The following is an 18,567-nucleotide window of genomic DNA, read 5'->3' as shown; positions in this document are numbered from 1 at the left end:
CGAGGGCCTTTTTTTATGGGTTGGGGTGGTTCAGTTGTTGACCGCGTAGAAGGCGTGTTCGCCAATGGTCTTGACGCGCTTGTTGGACCACTGCGGCGTCACTGCCAATGTGGCGAAGGCGTCCGCGCGCGGGACATATACCGTGCGCTCTCCCTGCGGCAGGCTCCAGTTGCTGATCGAATCGCCAGCAATCTTCCACGCCTTGGTCCAGGAGTTGAGATCGGTCACTTCAAAATTGCTTGCGGTTGTCGTCAGCGCAAACTGACGCGGGGAGGTCACGACCTCACAAACGCTGTCGCCCCAGGTGCCGCGATCGCGGCGACGCATGGCAACTTCGGCCACGGCGTACTGGCCGATGGTCGACTCACTGCGTGCCTCAAGATATACCGTCGTGGCCAGGCAGGTCTGGTCCGCGAGGGGCTGGGGTAGCACGGACGCTAACCACAACAGCATCGAAAGTTTCATTGTCTGCCTCCAACGTGCTGTACGCGCGAGGTCGTTGCTGCTGACTTCACGCGCCGTTGCGGTGGACGGGCGGGCAGGCCGTTCCACCTGGATTGATCGCCGCGACCGAAACTTGTGGTCAGGCGGTTTGCCACGGGATTGTGGCCAGTCGAACGGCTGATCCGGTGCCGCTCAAAACTTGTTGTGCTGCAAGGGCATTGCTCGGGTACTACGACCTCGTGCCTGCAACGTGACCGCGCCAAGGGGCGGTGTTTACACCGGCATCTCTGCCGGGTCGCGCCGATCCGGACCCCTCCGGTTCGTCGCGTATGTCGACACCCGTGGGCATTGGGCGTCGTCGAATTTGGTTGGCGGAGCCTAGTGGCCGATTTCAGATCTGGCAAGTGCCTGGCGGTTCAGGTTCACGTCACGCTCACATTGTCGTCTGATCGTGAATCTTTGCGTTTGATGGTTTTCATCACGCGGGCCAACTCTCCGTCACGTGCAGCGATACCCCCTCGTCGGTGTCGATGCGGCCGACATTTTCGACGGCATGCATTAGACCATCGTCTATAACAGCGAGTGCCTGAATGCTTGCATCGCGGCCGTCGACATCGAGCAATCGAATGCCGTTTTCGCCATCACGGTGCAGCACCGTGCCCCCGGCGACGTATTGCGACAATACGACGCAATGCATATGCCGCTTCAGCCCGCCGCGATAGTGCAGGCGAGCGACAATTTCCTGTCCCGGATAACAGCCCTTGTCGAAGGCGACGGCCTGCAGGCGTTCCAGCGAGATGGCCTGCGGAAGCAAGGTGCCCAGTGCATCGTTCGGCAACCACGGCCAGCCGAGTCGAATCTGCGGTGCTCGCCACGCGTCGTCCGATTGCGGTGCTCCAATGATCATGCTGTGGTCGCCGCAGCCGAGCACGTAGGCGTCGGCTTCACGATGCGCGGCGTAAGTCTCCAGCGCCGGACCGGTGCCGAGAGGACGTGTCTCGGGCACGGTCAGCTTGACCTTGGACCGGAACACGAAGCGTTGCAGCGACTGCGCCATGGACGTGGCATCGCCACCGCGCAGCAGCAACAGCAGGGCGTCGTCGGCAAGCCGCGCGAGGTGAAACAGGGCCAGCACGCGACCCTGAGCATCGAGCCATGCGCCGAATTGCCAGGTGCCGACGGCGAGCGACTGGACGTTGCTGCTGAACTGGGCTTGCGCGAACGCGGTGGCGTCGGCGCCTTCGAGGAGCAGGGTGTGGGCGGTGTGGTCTGTCGTCATAGGGGAGCGAACTGAGGGCAGGGGTCGGGAGATGCAAGTGGCGCCGCCCCTACTGGCAGACGAACGCACCGCCGTCAAGGTTGTGCTGCATTAACGCAGGTATTACGCTTTTACGGCTTTCAAACACCATGTCCGATACGTCCTCCCAAACTGAGTCCAAGCCCGCTTCCGCTCCGGCGGAGCAGACGGCCGTGCCTGCGGTTCCGGCCACGGAAAAGACTTCGACGGAGAAACCGGCCCCGGACCCCACCCGCTACAGCGATTGGGAAAAGAACGGGCGCTGTATCGACTTCTGATCGCGCCGCGCCGGCTCCGCGCCGGCGTCGTCGGGTAAGGGAAGGGCGGTATAGGGCATCAGCGATTCCACCCAGGATAGCCGCCATGGCAGACACGCAACGACCGCTCTCTCCCCACATGGGCATATATAAGTGGCAAGTGCAGATGGTGACCTCCATCGTGCACCGCGCCACCGGCATTGCCCTTTCCGTCGGAACCCTGATCGTACTGTGGGGAGTGTTCTCCCTCGCCAATGGCGAAGACAGCTACAACCAGTTCAAGACCTGCATCGGCAGCCCGATCGGTCTGATCCTGATGCTGGGCTGGACCTGGTCGCTGTTCTACCACCTGTGCAACGGCGTGCGTCACCTGTTCCAGGACGGCGGCATGGGCTACGCCATCCCGCAGTTCGTGCGCTCCAGCTGGCTGTCGATCATCGGCAGCGTGGTGCTGACCGCTCTCGTCTGGGTCTACGTGCTGTGCTGCGGAGGTGCCGCATGAGCGCCAACGGTCAGCAGCATGACGTGCGCAAGCAGTTGCGCAACCCGCTCAAGCGCGCGCGCGGCCTCGGCTCGGCGCAGTCCGGCGTCGGCCACTGGTGGACGCAGCGCGTCACCGCCACGGCGCTGGTCTTCCTCGCCCTGTGGTTCGTGGTGACGGTGCTGGGCGCACTGCACGCCGATTACGCAACCGCCAAGAGCATCATCGCCAAGCCCTGGAACGCCCTGCTGCTGGTGGCCTTCGTGCTCGCCATGTGCTGGCACGCCGTGCTCGGCCTGCAGGTCGTGATCGAAGACTACGTGCATACGCGCTGGAAGGAAGTCGCCCTCCTGGTGCTGGTGAAGTTCATTGCAGTGCTCGGCACGCTGGCCACCTTGATGGCCGTGCTGCGCGTGGCGCTGGGAGCCTGATTCCATGGAAAGCTACAAGATCCAACAGCATAAGTACGACGTGATCGTGGTCGGCGCCGGCGGCGCGGGCCTGCGCGCCACCTTCGGCCTGGCCGAGAAGGGACTGAAGGCCGCGTGCATCACCAAGGTGTTTCCGACGCGCTCGCACACCGTGGCGGCGCAGGGCGGCATCTCGGCCGCGCTCGGCAACATGGGCGAGGACGACTGGCGCTTCCACTTCTACGACACCATCAAGGGCTCCGACTGGCTCGGCGACCAGGATGCGATCGAATACATGTGTCGCGAGGCGATTCCGGCCATCATCGAGCTGGAACACTACGGCGTGCCGTTCTCGCGTACCGAGGAAGGCAAGATCTACCAGCGTCCGTTCGGCGGCATGACCACGCACTACGGCAAGGGCACCGCGCAGCGCACCTGCGCCGCCGCCGACCGCACCGGCCACGCCATCCTGCACACGCTGTACCAGCAGGCGCTGGCGCACGACGCCACGTTCTTCATCGAATACTTCGCCATCGACCTCATCTTCGACGAAGAGGGTGTGTGCCGCGGCGTGCTCGCGCTGGACATGAACGAAGGCACCTTGCACTTCTTCCGCGGCCATGCGGTGGTGCTGGCGACCGGCGGCTACGGCCGCGCCTACTTCAGCGCCACCTCGGCGCACACCTGCACCGGCGACGGTGGCGGCATGGTGCTGCGCGCGGGCCTCGCGCTGCAGGACATGGAGTTCGTGCAGTTCCATCCGACCGGCATCTACGGTTCGGGCTGCCTGATCACCGAAGGCGTGCGCGGCGAAGGCGGGTACCTCACCAACTCCAACGGTGAGCGCTTCATGGAGCGCTACGCGCCGAATGCCAAGGATCTCGCTTCGCGCGACGTGGTCAGCCGCGCGATGACGATGGAGATCCGCGAAGGCCGCGGCGTGGGCGAACACAAGGACCACATCCACATCAACCTGATGCACCTGGGCGCGGACGTGATCCACGAACGCCTGCCGGGCATCGCCGAGTCGGCGCGCATCTTCGCCGGCGTGGACGTGACCAAGGAGCCGATTCCGGTGATCCCGACCGTCCATTACAACATGGGTGGCATCCCCACCAACTATCACGGTGAAGTGGTGCAGAAGCGCGGCGACAACGTCGACGCCGTCGTGCCGGGCCTGTTCGCCATCGGCGAAGCGGCCTGCGTGTCGGTGCACGGCGCCAACCGCCTGGGCTCCAACTCGCTGCTCGACCTGGTGGTGTTCGGTCGCTCGGTGTCGCACCGCTGCGCCGAGATCATCAAGCCGGACACGCCGCACAAGGACCTGCCGGCCAGCGTGCTGGACAAGGCACTGGCGCGCTTCGACGGCCTGCGCAACGCCAAGGGCAGCCTGCCGACCGCGAAGATCCGCGCGGAAATGCAGCGCACCATGCAGACCGACGCGGCCGTGTTCCGCACCGGCGAGTCGCTGAAGGAAGGCTGCGAGAAGATCACCAAGGTCCGCGATTCGTTCAAGGACGTGGGCGTCAGCGATCGCTCGCTGGTGTGGAACTCCGACCTCATCGAGACGCTGGAGCTTGCCAACCTGCTCGACCAGGCCGTGGCCACCATGTACTCGGCGGCCCAGCGCGAAGAGAGCCGCGGCGCGCATGCCCGCGAGGACTTCCCGGAGCGCGACGACCACAACTGGCAGAAGCACACGCTGGTGGCGGTCGACGAGAACGGCAAGGCCAGCTTCGACTTCCGTCCGGTGCACATGTACACCATGACGAACGACGTCGAAGTCGTGCCGCCGAAGAAGCGCGTTTACTGATACCCGGACTGGAGAGCCACTGTGGCAGAGTTTTCGCTTCCCAAGAATTCCACGGTCCAGCCGGGCAAGCACTTTCCGGCCAAGGACGCGAAGAAGCCGCGGACGTTCCGCATCTATCGCTGGTCGCCGGACGACGGCCAGAACCCGCGCATCGACACGTATGAGGTAGACCTCGCCGCGTGCGGCCCGATGGTTCTGGACGCCCTGCTGAAGATCAAGAACGAAATCGATCCGACGCTGACCCTGCGCCGTTCGTGCCGCGAAGGCATCTGCGGTTCGTGCGCCATGAACATCGACGGCACCAACACCCTGGCCTGCACCAAGGCCATCGGTGATTGCGCCTCCGGCGACGTGAAGATCTACCCGCTGCCGCACATGCCGGTGGTGAAGGACCTGGTGCCGGACCTCACGCACTTCTACGCGCAGTTCGCCTCGATCAAGCCCTGGCTGCGCACACAGAGCCCGGCGCCGGCCGACAAGGAGCGCCTGCAGTCGCCGGAAGACCGCAAGAAGCTCGATGGCCTCTACGAGTGCATCCTCTGTGCCTGCTGCTCGACCAGCTGCCCGAGCTACTGGTGGAACGGCGACCGCTACCTTGGTCCCGCGATCCTGCTGCAGGCCTATCGCTGGATCGTCGACAGCCGGGACGAGGACACCGGTGCGCGCCTGGACGATCTGGAAGATCCGTTCAAGCTGTACCGCTGCCACACGATCATGAACTGCGCCCGCACCTGCCCGAAGGGCCTGAACCCGGCCAAGGCGATTGCGGAGATCAAGAAGCTGATCGTCGAGCGTCGGACCTAATGCTCCTGTTCCCTCTCCCTTCTTGGGAGAGGGAAGGGTGAGGGGCGGGTGCTCGCGATAAGGTCGGCACTTGCCCGACTGAGGCAAGCTCGCCCCCTCTCCCCAAAGCTCTCCCACAAGGGGAGAGGGAGTATTCGATAGGAGGCGCACCGCGTTTTTTATGGACGAAGCCCGCATCAAGCGCCTTCGCTGGCGCACCCGCCGCGGCACCCGCGAACTGGACGCGCTGTTCGGCGGCTGGCTGGACGAGCGCTTCGCCCACGCCGACGAAGCCCAGCGCCAGGCCTTCGATGAACTGCTGGACGTGCAGGACCCGGACCTGTGGGACTGGGTGATGGGGCACGCCAAGGCGAGCCGCCCGGACTGGCAGGCCATCATCGATGACATCCGCGCCCGCCATCGGCTTTGAGTGCCGGCCTTCGCGCTGGCTGGGCCGTCTGCTGCTGTTCGTATCCCCGATCGCCTTGCTGGCGACCTGGATGAGCGCCGTGCCGTGGCCGGCCAAGCTGGTCGTGACCCTGGGCGTGCCGCTCGCTTGCCGGCGCACGTGGATGCGTTTTTCGGATCGCCGCATCGAAGCCGCCGGCTGGGCGCGCGATGGCAGCTGGAGCCTGCGGATGCGTGCCGGCGAGAATGTCGTGGCGACCCTGGCGTCCTTCCGGGTGATCGGCGAGAAGCTCGTGTGGTTGCGGTTGTCCTTGCCGGGGCGGCAATCGGCCTTGTTGCTGCTGGCGCCGGACAACAGCGATGCGGATATCCGTCGTCGCCTGCGCATGCGGCTGGCACAGGTCGAGGCATCGGGCACTCTGGCGGCTGAACGCGGTCCTACGGTTTAGCCGCGTTACAGGCGATAATCCCGCCATTCGGGCGGCCAGCCCATCGAACTTCCAAAGCGACCGCCCTAATGTTCCGACCGCTAGAGCTTTTCATCGGCCTGCGTTACACCCGCGCCAAGCGTCGCAACCAGTTCATCTCCTTCATTTCCACTGTGTCCATCGTATGCATCGCCATCAGCGTGACCGCGCTGATCACGGTGATGTCGGTGATGAACGGCTTCGACGACGAACTGCGCTCGCGCATCCTCGGCGCCATCTCGCATGCCACCGTATCGGGCATGCCCGGGCAGGCGGTGGAGGAATGGCCGCGCGCGGTGAAGATCGCCGAGGCGAACAAGCACGTGAAGGGCGCTGCGCCCTACGTGGAGTCGGAGGCGTTCTTCCAGGCCCGCCGTTCCACGGGCGGACTGATCCGCGGCATCGAGCCGGCGGAAGAGCCCAAGGTGTCGGACATCGACCAGCACATGGTGGAAGGCAAGCTCAGCGGGCTGACCCCGGGCAGCTGGAATGTCGTGCTGGGCCGCGAGCTGGCGATGCAACTGGGTGTCGCGGTGGGCGACAAGGTCATTGTCGCAGTGCCTTCGTTCCAGTCCTCGCCGATCACCGGCAGCGTGCCGAGCCTGCGCACCTTCACCGTGTCGGGCGTGTTTGAAATGGGCATGCAGGAGTTCGACTCCGGCCTGGCCCTGGTCAACATGACGGACGCCGAGCGGCTCAATCGCCTGGACGGCCCCACCGGCATCCGCCTGAAGCTGGACGACATGTTCAATGCGCGCGAAGTGGCGCGCGAGCTGGCCGACCAGCTGGGCCAGGTCTATCGCGTTGATACCTGGATGGACAGCCACGCCAACTTCTTCTCCGCCATTTCGATGGAGAAGAAAGTGATGTTCATCATCCTCTCGCTGATCATCCTGGTCGCGGTGATCAACCTCATTTCCATGCTGATGATGCTGGTGACGGACAAGCAGGCCGACATCGCCATCCTGCGCACGCTCGGCTCCACGCCGCGCAGCATCATGGGCATGTTCATGGTGCAGGGCGTGCTGGTCGGTTTCGTCGGCATCGGCTTCGGCGTGGCGCTGGGCTCGCTGCTGTCGTGGAAGCTGCCGGTAATCGTGAAGTGGATCGAGCACGTCACGGGCGTGACCTTCCTCTCGCCGGACGTCTATTACATCAGCGAATTGCCGAGCAAGCTCGATGCGGGCGACGTGGGCTGGGTGGCCTTGATCACCTTCCTGTTCTCGCTGCTGGCCACCCTTTATCCCGCCTGGCGTGCGTCGCGCACCCAGCCTGCGCAGGCGCTGCGTTATGAATAAGCCGATGAACAACCACAGCGGCGTGGTGATGCGCGCCAGCCACATCGCCAAGACGTACGAAGAAGGCGACCTGAAGACCGACGTGCTGTCGGATGTGAGCTTCACGTTGAATCGCGGTGAGACGCTGGCCATCGTGGGCGCATCGGGCTCGGGCAAGAGCACGCTGCTGCACATCCTTGGCGGGCTGGATACGCTGACCAAGGGCTCGGTGGAAGTGGAAGGGCGCAACCTGTCCAGCCTGTCCGATGCCGAACGCGGCCGCGTGCGCAACCGCTCGATGGGCTTCATCTACCAGTTCCACCATCTGCTGCCGGAGTTCACCGCGCTGGAAAACGTCTGCATGCCGCTGTTGATCCGCGGCGTGTCGATCCGCGATGCGGAGCGACAGGCCTCGTTGCTGCTCGGGCGCGTGGGCCTGGGCCAGCGCCTGCATCACAAGCCGGCCGAGCTGTCCGGTGGCGAGCGCCAGCGCAGCGCCGTGGCGCGCGCGCTGGTGACGCGCCCCGCCGTGGTGCTGGGCGACGAACCCACCGGCAACCTCGACGAAACCAACGCCGCGCAGGTGTACGACCTGATGCTCGAACTCAACCGCGAGATCGGCACCAGCTTCATCCTCGTGACGCACGACAACCGCCTGGCGGCGCGGATGGACCGCACGCTCGAACTGCACAACGGCGAGCTGGTGGACAAGGTTTTCGCCTGACCTCCCGGCCGCCATCGGGCGGCCCCTGGCGCTGACGCCTACACGTTTTTCAGCGCCGTTGTCGCTGCGCACTCACTAACCTGTTGCTTTTCACGGAACGGGATGGAACGTGCGCAAGGACGGTGCCCTGGTACCTGCGGTCATGTCGTTGCTCGGCGTGCTGGCCGTGCAATGGTGGGTCACGCTGCCGCCGGCGTGGGTGTGTGGTGTCGGTGCCTGCGTGGCGCTCGCTCTGTTTCGTTGTGGTTCCTGGGGACGCGTACTTGCCTGGTGCCTGCTCGGTATCGCATGGGCATGCTGGCGTGGCGATGCGGGGATGGACGCGCGGTTGCCGCGCGAACGGGAAGGGCAGGACATCCACGTCGTGGGCCGCGTCGTTGACCTGCCGCTGGCACGCGACGACGCCACCGGCTTTCTGCTGGATATCGAAGACGCACGCTTCGGCGCCACGCCGCTGGCCTTGCGCGGCCGCGTGCGGGTGAACTGGTACAACGGCGCGCCGGAGATTCCGCCCTGCAGCCGCTGGCAGCTCACTCTGCGGCTGAAGCGTCCGCGCGGCATGCTCAATCCGGGTGGTGCGGACAGCGAGCGCAGCGCGCTGGAACGCCATATCGTGGCCGTCGGTTATGTGCGCAATGGCGCAAGCAACGAGCAACTCGGCGCCACGCCGTTCTGCATCAATGCGGTTCGCGATGCCATCAGCCGCGGCATCGCCGCGCGCGTGGACGATCCGCACGACGTGGCCTTGCTGCAGACGTTTTCCGTCAGCGACACGCGCGGACTCAGCCAGCGCGACTGGGAAGTAGCGCGGGCCAATGGCATTCCGCACCTCATCGCCATCTCGGGATTCCACGTGGGCGTGGCGGCGCTGTTCGGCGTGTGGTTCGCGCGCCTGGTCTATCTGCTGTTTCCTCGCCTGGGCTTGCGCGTGCCGCGAGTGCAGGCGCAGGCGGCGATGGCGATGCTGGTCGCCGGCGTGTACGGCGCGCTGGCGGGGTTTGGCCTGCCCACGGTGCGCACGCTGCTGATGATCGGCATGGTGGCCCTGGCGCGTTGTTCGCGGCGCCATGCGAACGGCCCGCAGACGCTTTCCGTCGCCTTGATGTCGGTGCTGGTGGTGGATCCCCTGTCGGTGTTGTCGGCGGGCTTCTGGCTGTCCTTCATCGGCGTTGCCTTCCTCATGGCTTGCATGAACACGCGCGGCCGCGGCCTGCGCGGCTTCCTGCACGAGCTGTCGGCCGGCCAGTTGGTGATGACGCTGTCGCTGCTGCCGCTCACCATGTGGTTCTTCGGCGAATCGTCGCTGGTGGGCGCGTTGTCCAACCTGATCGCGGTGCCCTTCGTCAGCTTCGTCATCGTGCCGGTGACCCTGGTGGGGATGATTGCGCTGGGCCTCTGTCCGCCGCTGGCGCAGCCGGTGTTCTGGTGCGCCGGATGGCTCGCGCATGCGCAGTGGTGGCTGCTGGAGCGCATGGCCACTTGGCCGGGCGCACACTGGTACTTGCCTGAAGTCGGCGGATGGGCCTTGCTGTTCGCCACACTGGGTGCGCTGTGGCTGTTCATGCCGCGTGGCGTGCCCATGCGTTGGCTGGGCGGCCTGCTGTTCCTGCCGCTGCTGTTTCCACCGCGGAGTCTTCCGGTGGCGGGCGGATTCCAACTGTGGATGCTCGACGTGGGGCAGGGCTTGTCCGTGCTGGTCCGCACGGAGCATCACGCGCTGGTCTATGACGCCGGAGCCCGTTATCCCTCGGATTTCGATCTTGGCGAGGCCGCCGTGCTGCCTTCGCTGCATGCGCTGGGCATTGGGCGGGTGGACCTGATCGTCGCCAGTCACGCGGACAACGATCACGCGGGTGGCATACCGGCCGTGGCGGCGGCGTTTCCCGAAGCCGAGCGCATATCCGGCGAGCCGGAGCGCTTGCCCATTGCCATGGCGGCCTGTGAACCCGGCAAGCGCTGGCAGTGGGATGGCGTGACCGTGCAGATATTGCCGTCGGGCAAGCAGGGCGGGCCGGCGAACGATCGGTCCTGCGTGCTGCTGGTCGAAGGGAAGGGCGGCCGCGCCTTGCTGACCGGCGATATCACCTCCGCAGTGGAACCGACCGTGGCGGCGGCGATACCTTCCGGCGGGCCGCTGGTGTTGTCCGTGCCGCATCACGGCAGCAAGACCTCATCCAGCGTCGGGTTCATTCGCTCCACATCGCCAACCTTGGCGCTGGTATCGGCGGGATGGCGCAACCGCTTCCACCACCCCAATGCGGCCGTCATGCAGCGCTATGACGAGGCCGGCGTGCCCTGGCTGAATACGGCGACCGCCGGCGCGATCCAGGTGGATGCGCCGCCGGACGGGCCGCCTCGCGTCGCCGCGACCTGGCGACAGCGCCAGTCTCGCTACTGGCGCGAATGAGTCCGTGGCGGCCTTGCAAGCGGTCCATCCGGCCCCCAAAAAGCCTCTTCACACGCTTTTCGCAACTGCCACCGGTGCCGCGGAACGGCGGGGTGAGACTGATATGATGCGAGCTTCCCTGACTATCTGAGCGACCCGGAGTCGTTGTGCTGGAAATCCTGATGGCTGGTGGCTGGGCGATGCTGCCCATCCTGATCTGTTCGGCGGTCGCGCTGGCGATCGTGCTGGAGCGTTGCTGGACCCTGCGCCGCAAATCCGTGCTGCCGCCCGGCCTGGGCGAGGAAGTGCGCAACTGGGCGCGCTCGGGGCAGCTGGATCCAAACCACCTCGCCACGCTGGCGAATGGCTCGCCGCTCGGCGAACTGCTGGCCTCGGCCCTGGCCGTGCGCAACCGTCCGCGTGAACTCATCAAGGAGCGCATCGAGGATACGGGCCGCCATGTCGTCCATCGCATGGAGCGCTACCTCAACACGCTCGGCACCATCGCCCTGATCGGCCCGCTGCTGGGCCTGCTCGGCACCGTCATCGGCCTCATCCGCATGTTCATGGAAGTGATGCGCGGCGGCGTGGGCGATCCCATGAAGATGGCGGGCGGCATCGGCGAGGCGCTGATCTGCACGGCCACCGGCCTGATCGTCGCCATTCCGGCTTACGTGCTGCATCGCTACTTCCGTTCCAAGGTGGCCGGCTACTGCGTGGAAATGGAAAAGCAGGCGACCGAGCTGCTTGACGAGCTGACCGTGAACCAGCCGACGCCCGCGCCGCGCACCCGCACGTCGCGCGCGGCGGCCGCCTCCGAGTCGAGCGCGGGCTGACGCATGCGTATCGGCAATGACCGCCGGCAGGACGATTTCGAGATCAACGTGATCTCGCTGATCGACGTGCTGCTTACCCTGCTGATGTTCTTCGTGCTCACCACCACCTTCATCCAGCATTCGCGGATGCAGGTAACCCTGCCCAAGGCCAGCGCGGAAGAACGCGACATGCAGGCGCCCGCGCTCACCATCGTGGTGGATCGCGACGGCCACTTCTTCGTGGGCAGCGACGAAGTCCACGGCGAGGGCGTGGAGCCGCTCAAGCAGGCCATCGCCAATGTGGCCGGTGACGACCGCGAGCGCCAGGTCACCATCCGCGCGGATGCGATGACGCCGCACCAGAACGTGGTCACCGCCATGGACGCCCTGGGCCAGTTGGGCTTCACCAAGCTGTCCATCGCCACCACGCCGACGCAGTCGGGCACGGGTCCATGAGCGACGGCAAGAAGAAAGTCGCCCTGTGGGATGCAAAAAGCCGGCAGGTCTACAAGCGGTTGCTGGGTTATTCCGCCCGCTACTGGCCGGTGATCCTGATCGCCATCTTCGGTTTTGCGCTGGATGGCGGCGCGCTGGCGCTGTTCACCAGCAAGCTGCAACCCATCATGGACCAGCTGCTGGAGAAGAAGGACCCGTACCTCATCCGCTGGATGCCGTGGTGGATCATCGGCATTTTCGCGGTGCGCGGCATCGCCATCCTCATCAGCAACTATGGCATGGGCTACGTGGCGCGCAACGTGGTGCAGTCCATGCAGCGCGACGTGTTTGCCGCCTACCTGCGCCTGCCCGCGTCGTTCTTCGGCAGCGAGCACTCCGGCCACCAGGTCTCGCGCATCACCTACACCAGTGAGCAGGTGGCGGGCGCGTCCACCGATGCGTTGAAAGTAGCCGTGACGGAGAGCATCACCGTCATCGGCATGATCGTGGTGATGCTGCAGAAGAGCGTGTACCTCACCACCGCCTTGCTGATCCTGGTGCCGGCGATCGTGCTTATCGCCTCGGCGGTGAGCCGCCGCTACCGCGTGGTCAGCCGGCGCATCCAGGGCATGATGGGCTCGGTCACCGGCACGGTGGACGAGATGATCAAGGCCAACCGCGAGGTGCGCATCTACGGCGGCCAGCAGCAGGCGGACGAGCGCTTCAAGCAGGTCTCCGACCGCGCGCGCTACCTCAACATGAAGGTCATCGCCACCAGCGCCATTTCCGGTTCGTCCATCCAGACGGTGGCGTCGCTGGCGTTGGCGGGCATGGTGTTCCTTGCGTCGCGGCCATCGCAGATCGATCACATCTCGCCGGGCGTGTTCATCGCCGTGCTCACCGCCATGGGCGGCATGCTGTCGTCGCTGAAGCGCCTGACCAACGTGCAATCCACCTTGCAGACGGGCATCTCGGCAGCCGAGAACCTGTTCGGCGTGATGGACCTGCCCGCGGAAGTGGACAACGGCACCAAGGTGCTGGAACGCACCCGGGGCGACCTGCGTTTCGACAAGGTCGGCCTGGTTTATCCCGTGGGCGATTTCCAGGCGCTGGCGTCCATCGACCTGCACTGCGCGCCGGGCACGGTGACGGCGCTGGTGGGACGTTCGGGCAGCGGCAAGAGCAGCCTGGTCAGCCTGCTGCCGCGATTCAACGAACCGTCCAGCGGGCGCATCCTGCTCGATGGCGAAAACTACGAGAACTACACCCTGGCCTCGTTGCGCCGGCAGATCGCGTGGGTAGGCCAGAACGTGGTGCTGTTCGACGGCACGGTGGCGGAAAACATCGCCTATGGCGAGCTGGCCGGCGCCAGCGAGCAGGAGATCATCGCGGCCGCCGAGGCGGCGCACGCGATGGAATTCATCGCGGGCCTGCCGGAGGGCATCCACAGCCAGATCGGCGAGGGCGGCAACAGGCTTTCGGGCGGCCAGCGCCAGCGCATCGCCATTGCGCGCGCCATCCTGAAGAACGCGCCGATCCTGGTGCTGGACGAAGCCACCAGCGCGCTGGACACCGAATCCGAGCGGCTGATCCAGCAGGCCCTGCAAGGCCTGATGCGCGATCGCACGACGCTGGTGATCGCCCATCGCCTGTCCACCATCGAGCATGCCGACCAGATTGCAGTGATGGAGCGCGGGCACATCGTCGAGCGTGGCACCCACGAGCAGTTGCTGGCGCTGGGCGGCCAGTACGCCGCGCTGCATCGCATGCAGTTCCACAGCCAGCCCGGTGACTGAGGCCGTCGCATGACGCTGGCCGAGCGGCTCGAATCGGCGTGGTACGGCACGGCGCGAGCGCCATGGTGGACCACGCCGCTTTCGTGGCTCTACGGCGCAGTGACGGCGCTGCGGCGTGGCCTGTATCGCCTCGGCGTACTGCGCAGCGTGCGCCTGCCGGTGCCGGTGGTGGTGATCGGCAATGTGAGCGTGGGCGGCACCGGCAAGACGCCGTTGACCATCGCCCTGGCGGATGCGCTGCGCAAGCGCGGCTACACGCCCGGCGTGGTGAGCCGCGGGTATGGCGGTTCGCAGAAAGAACCGTTGCTGCTGGATGAACTGCCCGATCCTGCGCGGGTCGGCGACGAGCCTTGCCTGATTCGCGCCAGTGGCGTGCCGGTGGCCGTCGGGCGTGACCGGCCAGCGGCGGCGAAGCTGCTGCTCGCCGCGGGTTGCGATGTGGTGATCGCGGACGATGGCTTGCAGCACTATGCGCTGGCCCGTGACTTTGAGATTTGCGTGATCGATGGCGTGCGGCGTTTCGGCAATGGGCGCCTGCTGCCGGCAGGCCCGCTGCGTGAGCCGATGTCGCGCCTGCGCACGGTCAGCTATCGCGTATGCAACGGCGGCGTGGTGGCGCCGGGTGACGTGGCGATGGAGCTCAAGGGCGGCCACATCCGCGCGCTGATCGACGATCACACCCGCCCGCTGGCGGAGCTTGCCGGACAGACCGTGCACGCGGTCGCCGCCATCGGCCATCCCGTGCGCTTTTTCGCCAGCCTGCGCGCGCAGGGGTTGCAGGTGATCGAGCACGCCTTTCCCGATCACCATGCGTTCGTGCCGGGCGACCTCGCCTTTGGCGACGACATGCCCGTGCTGATGACCGAGAAGGATGCAGTGAAATGCCGGGCGTTCGCGCAGCCGCACTGGTGGGCCGTGCCGGTGCGGGCGGTATTGCCGCGGGCCTTCTTCGACGACATCGAGGCAAGCTTGCGGCGCCTGGAGCGCTGATCCTTGGCACAAAAAAAGCCGACCCGAGGGTCGGCTTTTTCGTGGGAACAAGCGCGCGTCGCATTACTGGATGCGGACGATATTGCCCTGTGGGTCGATCTGCACCAGGTCGCCCTGGCGGATGGCGCTGGCGTCCGGCACGGTCACGTTGGCGTAGGAACCGTTGCCCATGCGGATGCGCAGCGTGTAGCTGGCATTCGGGCGGCCGCTGTTCGCGCCGATGCGATTGCCGGCGTAGCCGCCGCCCACGGCGCCCGCCACGGTGGCGAGGGTATTGCCCTTGCCCTTGCCGACCTGGTTGCCCAGCACGCCGCCGGCGATGCCGCCGATGATGGTGCCGGCCATGCTGTGGTCGTGGCCCTGGGTAATGTTCTGGTCGATGGATTCCACCGTGCCGCACTGGTCACAGCGGAGGTAGATGCCGTCGTTGCGGACCAGCACGCCATTGCGCGACGACTGGGCGCTGGCGGCGAACGGGCTGGCGGCCAGCAGGGCTGCCAGCGACAACACGGCGAGGCGAGGGGTGAACATGGACTTTCTCTCCATTGGGAAGATGTTGCGCCGCCAGTCTAGCTGGGCAGGCTGAATGATGGACTGAATGATCGGGGCAGTAGGCCTTATCATGAGCGCTTTCTCGGTCGGCCGCCGTGACGGGCACGTCACCGGACCACGGTCCCTTTTCTGGAGTTCCCATGAGCCTTATCCAAGTCCCGGTTTCCTACGGCGAGCTGATCGACAAGATCACCATCCTGGAGATCAAGTCCAGGCAGATCAGCGATGCCGCCAAGCTGGCCAACGTGCGCACCGAACTGGAACTGCTCAACGCCACCTGGGCTGGCCATCCGGCGTCGAAGACGGACATCTCGGCCGAGCGCGCCCGCCTGCTCGCGGTGAACGAGGCGCTGTGGGACATCGAGGACCGCATCCGCCTGAAGGAAAAGGCGCAGGCTTTCGACGCGGAGTTCATCGAGCTGGCCCGCTCGGTGTATTTCCAGAACGACGAGCGCGCGGCGGTGAAGCGCGAGATCAACCTCAAGCTGGGCTCGCAACTGGTGGAAGAGAAGTCGTACCAGGACTACCGCGCGAAGTAAGCGCGCGTTTCCAGCGGGAGCGCACTTGCAGCGCTCCCGCCGTTGCTCAGGCCAGCCCGAGGTGCGCGGCGCAGGCCTCGAAGCGATCGACCACGTCGTCGACGGCAATCAGGTCCATCACGCCGGGCTTTTCGATCTTGGCGCCCCACGGAATCTCGCTGGCCGGCTTGCCGAAGAAGGCGAGCGAAGCCTCGTCGTACTTGTCCACGCACCAGCGGCGGTCGGAATAGGGGCCGGACCGGTTCGGGTTGCTGGCCGCGTGCAGGCCCAGCACCTTGCAGCCCACGGCATTGGCCATGTGCATCGGGCCCGAATCCGGCGTCAGCAGCATGGGCGCACGCACCAGCATGGCCATCATCTTCTTCAGCGTGTCCTTGCCGGTCAGGTCGAGCGGCGCATGGCGGCAGGCGGCGAGCACGGCATCCGCCATGCTGCGTTCGAAAGCCGACGGGCCGCCCACCAGCACCACGCGCCAGCCGCGGGCGGCGGCGTGGTCCATCACCGCGGCGTAGCGCTCTGGGCGCCAGTTGCGCAGCGCGTGGCTGGAGGTCGGGCTCACCAGCAAAGTCGGCTGTTCGCCCGGCAGCTGTTCGGCGGCCCAGGCATGGGCTTCTTCGGGAATGGGGATGTCCCAGCGCACCTGTGTCTGCTTCAGGCCCAGTGGCTCGCAGAAACTGCCCATGGCGTCCAGCACGTGCTCGCCGGTGCGCGCGGGGATGCGTTCGCGAATCACCAGGCCATGCCCGTCCTTGGCGCGCGCCTGGTCGTAGCCGATGCGCCGGTTGGCCTTGACGAACAGGCTGAGCAGGTTGGAACGCAGGGCCACCTGCATTTGCAGCAGGGCGTCGAAGCGCTGGCCCTTGAGCGCATCGCCGACGGCGCGCATGCCGGCCAAGCCGGCGCCCTTGTCAAAGGTGACGAAACGGACGCCGGGAATATCGCCCACCAGCTTCCGCTCCAGCTTGCCCACGATCCAAGTCAACTCGAGCTGCGGCCATGCGGCCTGCAGCGTCCGCACCAGGGGCACGACGTGGGTCACGTCGCCGATGGCGGAGGTGCGCAGGATGCAGATCGAGGTGGGCGTAGGCATGGCGTGGGCAGCTCGGTGTGGCGGCGTGGATTCGCGGCAGCCCTCGGCTAGAATCGTGGCAATGGGCCCAGGGCGGACGTCTGACGTACAGATGGCGATGCAGGAACGAATTCGCGAAGGCGCCACGGGTGCGATTCTGTTCGACGCCGCGGTGTCGCCACAAGTCGACGATGCCTGGTTCGAGCCCGAGGCTTGGCGCGAACGCGGGGCATTGCGCCAACAGTCGGGTGGTCGCGGCGGCGTGGCCATCATCGACACGCCGGCCGGCGAATGCGTGCTGCGCCATTACCGTCGCGGCGGCATGGTCGCCAGGCTGATGGGCGACCGCTACCTCTGGTCAGGCGCCGACCACACCCGCAGTTTCATGGAATTCCGCCTGCTCGCGCGCATCGCCGCGCTCGGCTTGCCCAGCGCGGTGCCGGTGGCCTGCCGTTATCGCCGGCACGGGCTGTTCTACGAAGCCGACCTCATCACCCGCCGCATCGCCGACGCGCAGACGCTGGCCCAGTGCCTGGCCGCAGGGCGGCTGGACGGTGAAATGGCAGAGCTGGTCGGTGCGCTGGTGGCGCGGTTTCATCGCGCCGGCATCTGGCACGCCGATCTCAACGCGCACAACGTGTTGGTGACGGATGATGCGCTGTACCTGATCGATTTCGACCGCGGCCGCCAACGCGAGCCCGCCGAGAGCTGGCAGCAGGCCAACCTGCAGCGCCTGCGACGCTCGCTGGTGAAGCTTGGTGCGGCGGCGCAAGGCGAGGCGGCCTTCGAGGAGACGTTGTGGAAACCCCTGGTCTACCGCTATGAGCGTACGCTGAGAGCATGAACTGGTCCCTGCATTTCCTGGGTGTCGGCGCGGCGCATGCCGTGGAACTGGGCTCGTCCGCCGTGGTGCTGGAGCGTGACGGCAAGCCGATGCTGCTGATCGATTGCGGCCCCGACACGCTGGACCGCTACGTCGCCGCCTATGGCGAACCGCCGCGTGCGTTGTACATCACGCATACCCACATGGATCACATCGGTGGCATGGAGCGGCTGTTCTTCCGGCTGTGGTTCGACGACGCATGGCGAGGGCGCACCAAAGTGTTCGTGCATGCCGGCCTATTGCCCTGGCTGCAGGCGCGCGTGGCGGACTATCCGAACGTGCTGGCCGAAGGGGGCGTGAATTTCTGGGAAGCCTTCCACCTGGTGCCCTGCACGCGGGGTTTTTGGCTGGACGGCCTGTGGTTCGATGTCTTCGGCACGCGCCACCACATGGCCGGTACCTCCTACGGCGTGGCCCTGGCGGGCAGCTTTGCCTACACCGGTGACACGCGCCCGATTCCCGAGGTGCTCGCGCGCGTGGCGGGCAGCACGGAACTCATCGCGCACGATTGCGGCCTGGTGGGCAATCCCTCGCACACCGGCGTGGACGATATCGAGCGCGAATATCCCGAGGCGTGGCGCGCCCGTTTGCGCCTGTACCACTACGGCAGCGAAGCCGATGGCCAGGCACTGACCTCACTTGGCTACACCGTCGCGCGTACCGGTGATCGCCTGACGCTTCCGGCGCCGGCGCCGCTGCTTCCCGACGCTGGCTGACGCCGTTCACAAGGAATACCAAAAC

21 protein-coding genes are annotated in these 18,567 nt (G+C 66.1%); 17 read left to right on the top strand and 4 right to left on the bottom strand.

What is annotated here, in order from left to right:
- Nucleotides 1-30: 30 nt before the first annotated feature.
- Together BDW41_RS05680 and BDW41_RS05675 are read right to left on the bottom strand one after the other, a co-directional pair.
- Nucleotides 31-465, bottom strand: a complete 435-nt coding sequence (locus BDW41_RS05680; RefSeq protein WP_074550854.1) for a cell wall hydrolase — start codon at nucleotides 463-465, stop codon at nucleotides 31-33.
- Between the two features lie 457 nt (nucleotides 466-922).
- Complete coding sequence (locus BDW41_RS05675) at nucleotides 923-1,792, bottom strand: folate-binding protein (RefSeq protein WP_233496792.1); 870 nt, start codon at nucleotides 1,790-1,792, stop codon at nucleotides 923-925.
- A 59-nt stretch (nucleotides 1,793-1,851) separates the two neighbouring features.
- Between BDW41_RS05675 and BDW41_RS05670 the strand changes: the two genes are divergently transcribed.
- From BDW41_RS05670 to lpxK, 14 genes are all read left to right on the top strand, one after another.
- The gene (locus tag BDW41_RS05670; protein WP_074550858.1) at nucleotides 1,852-2,019 is read left to right on the top strand and encodes a DUF1674 domain-containing protein; all 168 of its coding nucleotides are present in this window, start codon (nucleotides 1,852-1,854) and stop codon (nucleotides 2,017-2,019) included.
- 85 nt (nucleotides 2,020-2,104) lie between these two features.
- Nucleotides 2,105-2,500: a succinate dehydrogenase, cytochrome b556 subunit gene (sdhC, locus tag BDW41_RS05665; RefSeq protein ID WP_074550860.1), complete on the top strand. Its 396-nt coding sequence runs from the start codon at nucleotides 2,105-2,107 to the stop codon at nucleotides 2,498-2,500.
- Nucleotides 2,497-2,910, top strand: coding sequence for a succinate dehydrogenase, hydrophobic membrane anchor protein (gene sdhD / locus BDW41_RS05660; RefSeq protein ID WP_074550862.1), 414 nt, complete (start codon nucleotides 2,497-2,499; stop codon nucleotides 2,908-2,910). Before sdhC ends, sdhD begins: the two co-directional genes overlap by 4 nt.
- A gap of 4 nt (nucleotides 2,911-2,914) precedes the next feature.
- Complete coding sequence (gene sdhA, locus BDW41_RS05655; RefSeq protein WP_074550864.1) at nucleotides 2,915-4,702, top strand: succinate dehydrogenase flavoprotein subunit; 1,788 nt, start codon at nucleotides 2,915-2,917, stop codon at nucleotides 4,700-4,702.
- Between the two features lie 21 nt (nucleotides 4,703-4,723).
- Nucleotides 4,724-5,506 (top strand): succinate dehydrogenase iron-sulfur subunit, encoded by a 783-nt coding sequence (locus tag BDW41_RS05650; protein ID WP_074550866.1) that lies wholly within the window; start codon nucleotides 4,724-4,726, stop codon nucleotides 5,504-5,506.
- 160 nt (nucleotides 5,507-5,666) lie between these two features.
- Nucleotides 5,667-5,915 (top strand): succinate dehydrogenase assembly factor 2, encoded by a 249-nt coding sequence (locus BDW41_RS05645; protein WP_074550867.1) that lies wholly within the window; start codon nucleotides 5,667-5,669, stop codon nucleotides 5,913-5,915.
- Entirely contained in the window at nucleotides 5,887-6,342 is a 456-nt protein-coding gene (locus BDW41_RS05640) for a hypothetical protein (RefSeq protein ID WP_074550869.1), read from the top strand. Before BDW41_RS05645 ends, BDW41_RS05640 begins: the two co-directional genes overlap by 29 nt.
- 68 nt (nucleotides 6,343-6,410) lie before the next feature.
- The gene (locus BDW41_RS05635; protein ID WP_074550871.1) at nucleotides 6,411-7,658 is read left to right on the top strand and encodes a lipoprotein-releasing ABC transporter permease subunit; all 1,248 of its coding nucleotides are present in this window, start codon (nucleotides 6,411-6,413) and stop codon (nucleotides 7,656-7,658) included.
- Between the two features lie 4 nt (nucleotides 7,659-7,662).
- Entirely contained in the window at nucleotides 7,663-8,361 is a 699-nt protein-coding gene (lolD, locus tag BDW41_RS05630) for a lipoprotein-releasing ABC transporter ATP-binding protein LolD (RefSeq protein WP_074550873.1), read from the top strand.
- A gap of 142 nt (nucleotides 8,362-8,503) precedes the next feature.
- Nucleotides 8,504-10,768: a DNA internalization-related competence protein ComEC/Rec2 gene (locus tag BDW41_RS05625; protein WP_110301535.1), complete on the top strand. Its 2,265-nt coding sequence runs from the start codon at nucleotides 8,504-8,506 to the stop codon at nucleotides 10,766-10,768.
- 161 nt (nucleotides 10,769-10,929) lie between these two features.
- Nucleotides 10,930-11,583, top strand: a complete 654-nt coding sequence (locus BDW41_RS05620) for a MotA/TolQ/ExbB proton channel family protein (RefSeq protein ID WP_074551092.1) — start codon at nucleotides 10,930-10,932, stop codon at nucleotides 11,581-11,583.
- A 3-nt stretch (nucleotides 11,584-11,586) separates the two neighbouring features.
- On the top strand, nucleotides 11,587-12,018 hold the full coding sequence (locus tag BDW41_RS05615; protein WP_074550877.1) for a biopolymer transporter ExbD: 432 nt from the start codon (nucleotides 11,587-11,589) through the stop codon (nucleotides 12,016-12,018).
- The gene (gene msbA, locus BDW41_RS05610) at nucleotides 12,015-13,793 is read left to right on the top strand and encodes a lipid A export permease/ATP-binding protein MsbA (protein WP_074550879.1); all 1,779 of its coding nucleotides are present in this window, start codon (nucleotides 12,015-12,017) and stop codon (nucleotides 13,791-13,793) included. The genes BDW41_RS05615 and msbA overlap by 4 nt, the downstream gene beginning before the upstream one ends.
- A 9-nt stretch (nucleotides 13,794-13,802) precedes the next feature.
- Entirely contained in the window at nucleotides 13,803-14,783 is a 981-nt protein-coding gene (gene lpxK, locus BDW41_RS05605) for a tetraacyldisaccharide 4'-kinase (protein WP_074550880.1), read from the top strand.
- 63 nt (nucleotides 14,784-14,846) lie between these two features.
- Here the strand turns inward: lpxK and BDW41_RS05600 are convergent, their stop codons facing one another.
- A complete protein-coding gene (locus BDW41_RS05600) occupies nucleotides 14,847-15,314 on the bottom strand; it encodes a glycine zipper 2TM domain-containing protein (RefSeq protein WP_074550882.1) in 468 nt (155 codons plus the stop codon).
- A 161-nt stretch (nucleotides 15,315-15,475) separates the two neighbouring features.
- Here BDW41_RS05600 and BDW41_RS05595 point away from each other — a divergent pair, with 161 nt between their 5' ends.
- Entirely contained in the window at nucleotides 15,476-15,874 is a 399-nt protein-coding gene (locus BDW41_RS05595; RefSeq protein ID WP_074550884.1) for a DUF6165 family protein, read from the top strand.
- A gap of 46 nt (nucleotides 15,875-15,920) precedes the next feature.
- Here BDW41_RS05595 and BDW41_RS05590 read toward each other — a convergent pair whose 3' ends face one another.
- The gene (locus BDW41_RS05590) at nucleotides 15,921-16,964 is read right to left on the bottom strand and encodes a glycosyltransferase family 9 protein (RefSeq protein ID WP_074550885.1); all 1,044 of its coding nucleotides are present in this window, start codon (nucleotides 16,962-16,964) and stop codon (nucleotides 15,921-15,923) included.
- 91 nt (nucleotides 16,965-17,055) lie between these two features.
- Here BDW41_RS05590 and BDW41_RS05585 point away from each other — a divergent pair, with 91 nt between their 5' ends.
- Both BDW41_RS05585 and BDW41_RS05580 read left to right on the top strand, forming a co-directional pair.
- Entirely contained in the window at nucleotides 17,056-17,787 is a 732-nt protein-coding gene (locus BDW41_RS05585) for a 3-deoxy-D-manno-octulosonic acid kinase (RefSeq protein WP_074550887.1), read from the top strand.
- Entirely contained in the window at nucleotides 17,784-18,542 is a 759-nt protein-coding gene (locus BDW41_RS05580) for an MBL fold metallo-hydrolase (RefSeq protein ID WP_074550889.1), read from the top strand. The genes BDW41_RS05585 and BDW41_RS05580 overlap by 4 nt, the downstream gene beginning before the upstream one ends.
- Nucleotides 18,543-18,567 lie beyond the last annotated feature (25 nt).

The sequence above is a fragment of the Dyella sp. AtDHG13 genome, assembly GCF_003201105.1.
Classification (GTDB): Bacteria; Pseudomonadota; Gammaproteobacteria; order Xanthomonadales; family Rhodanobacteraceae; genus Dyella; species Dyella jiangningensis_B.
This window is presented reverse-complemented; position numbering and strand designations above follow the sequence as displayed.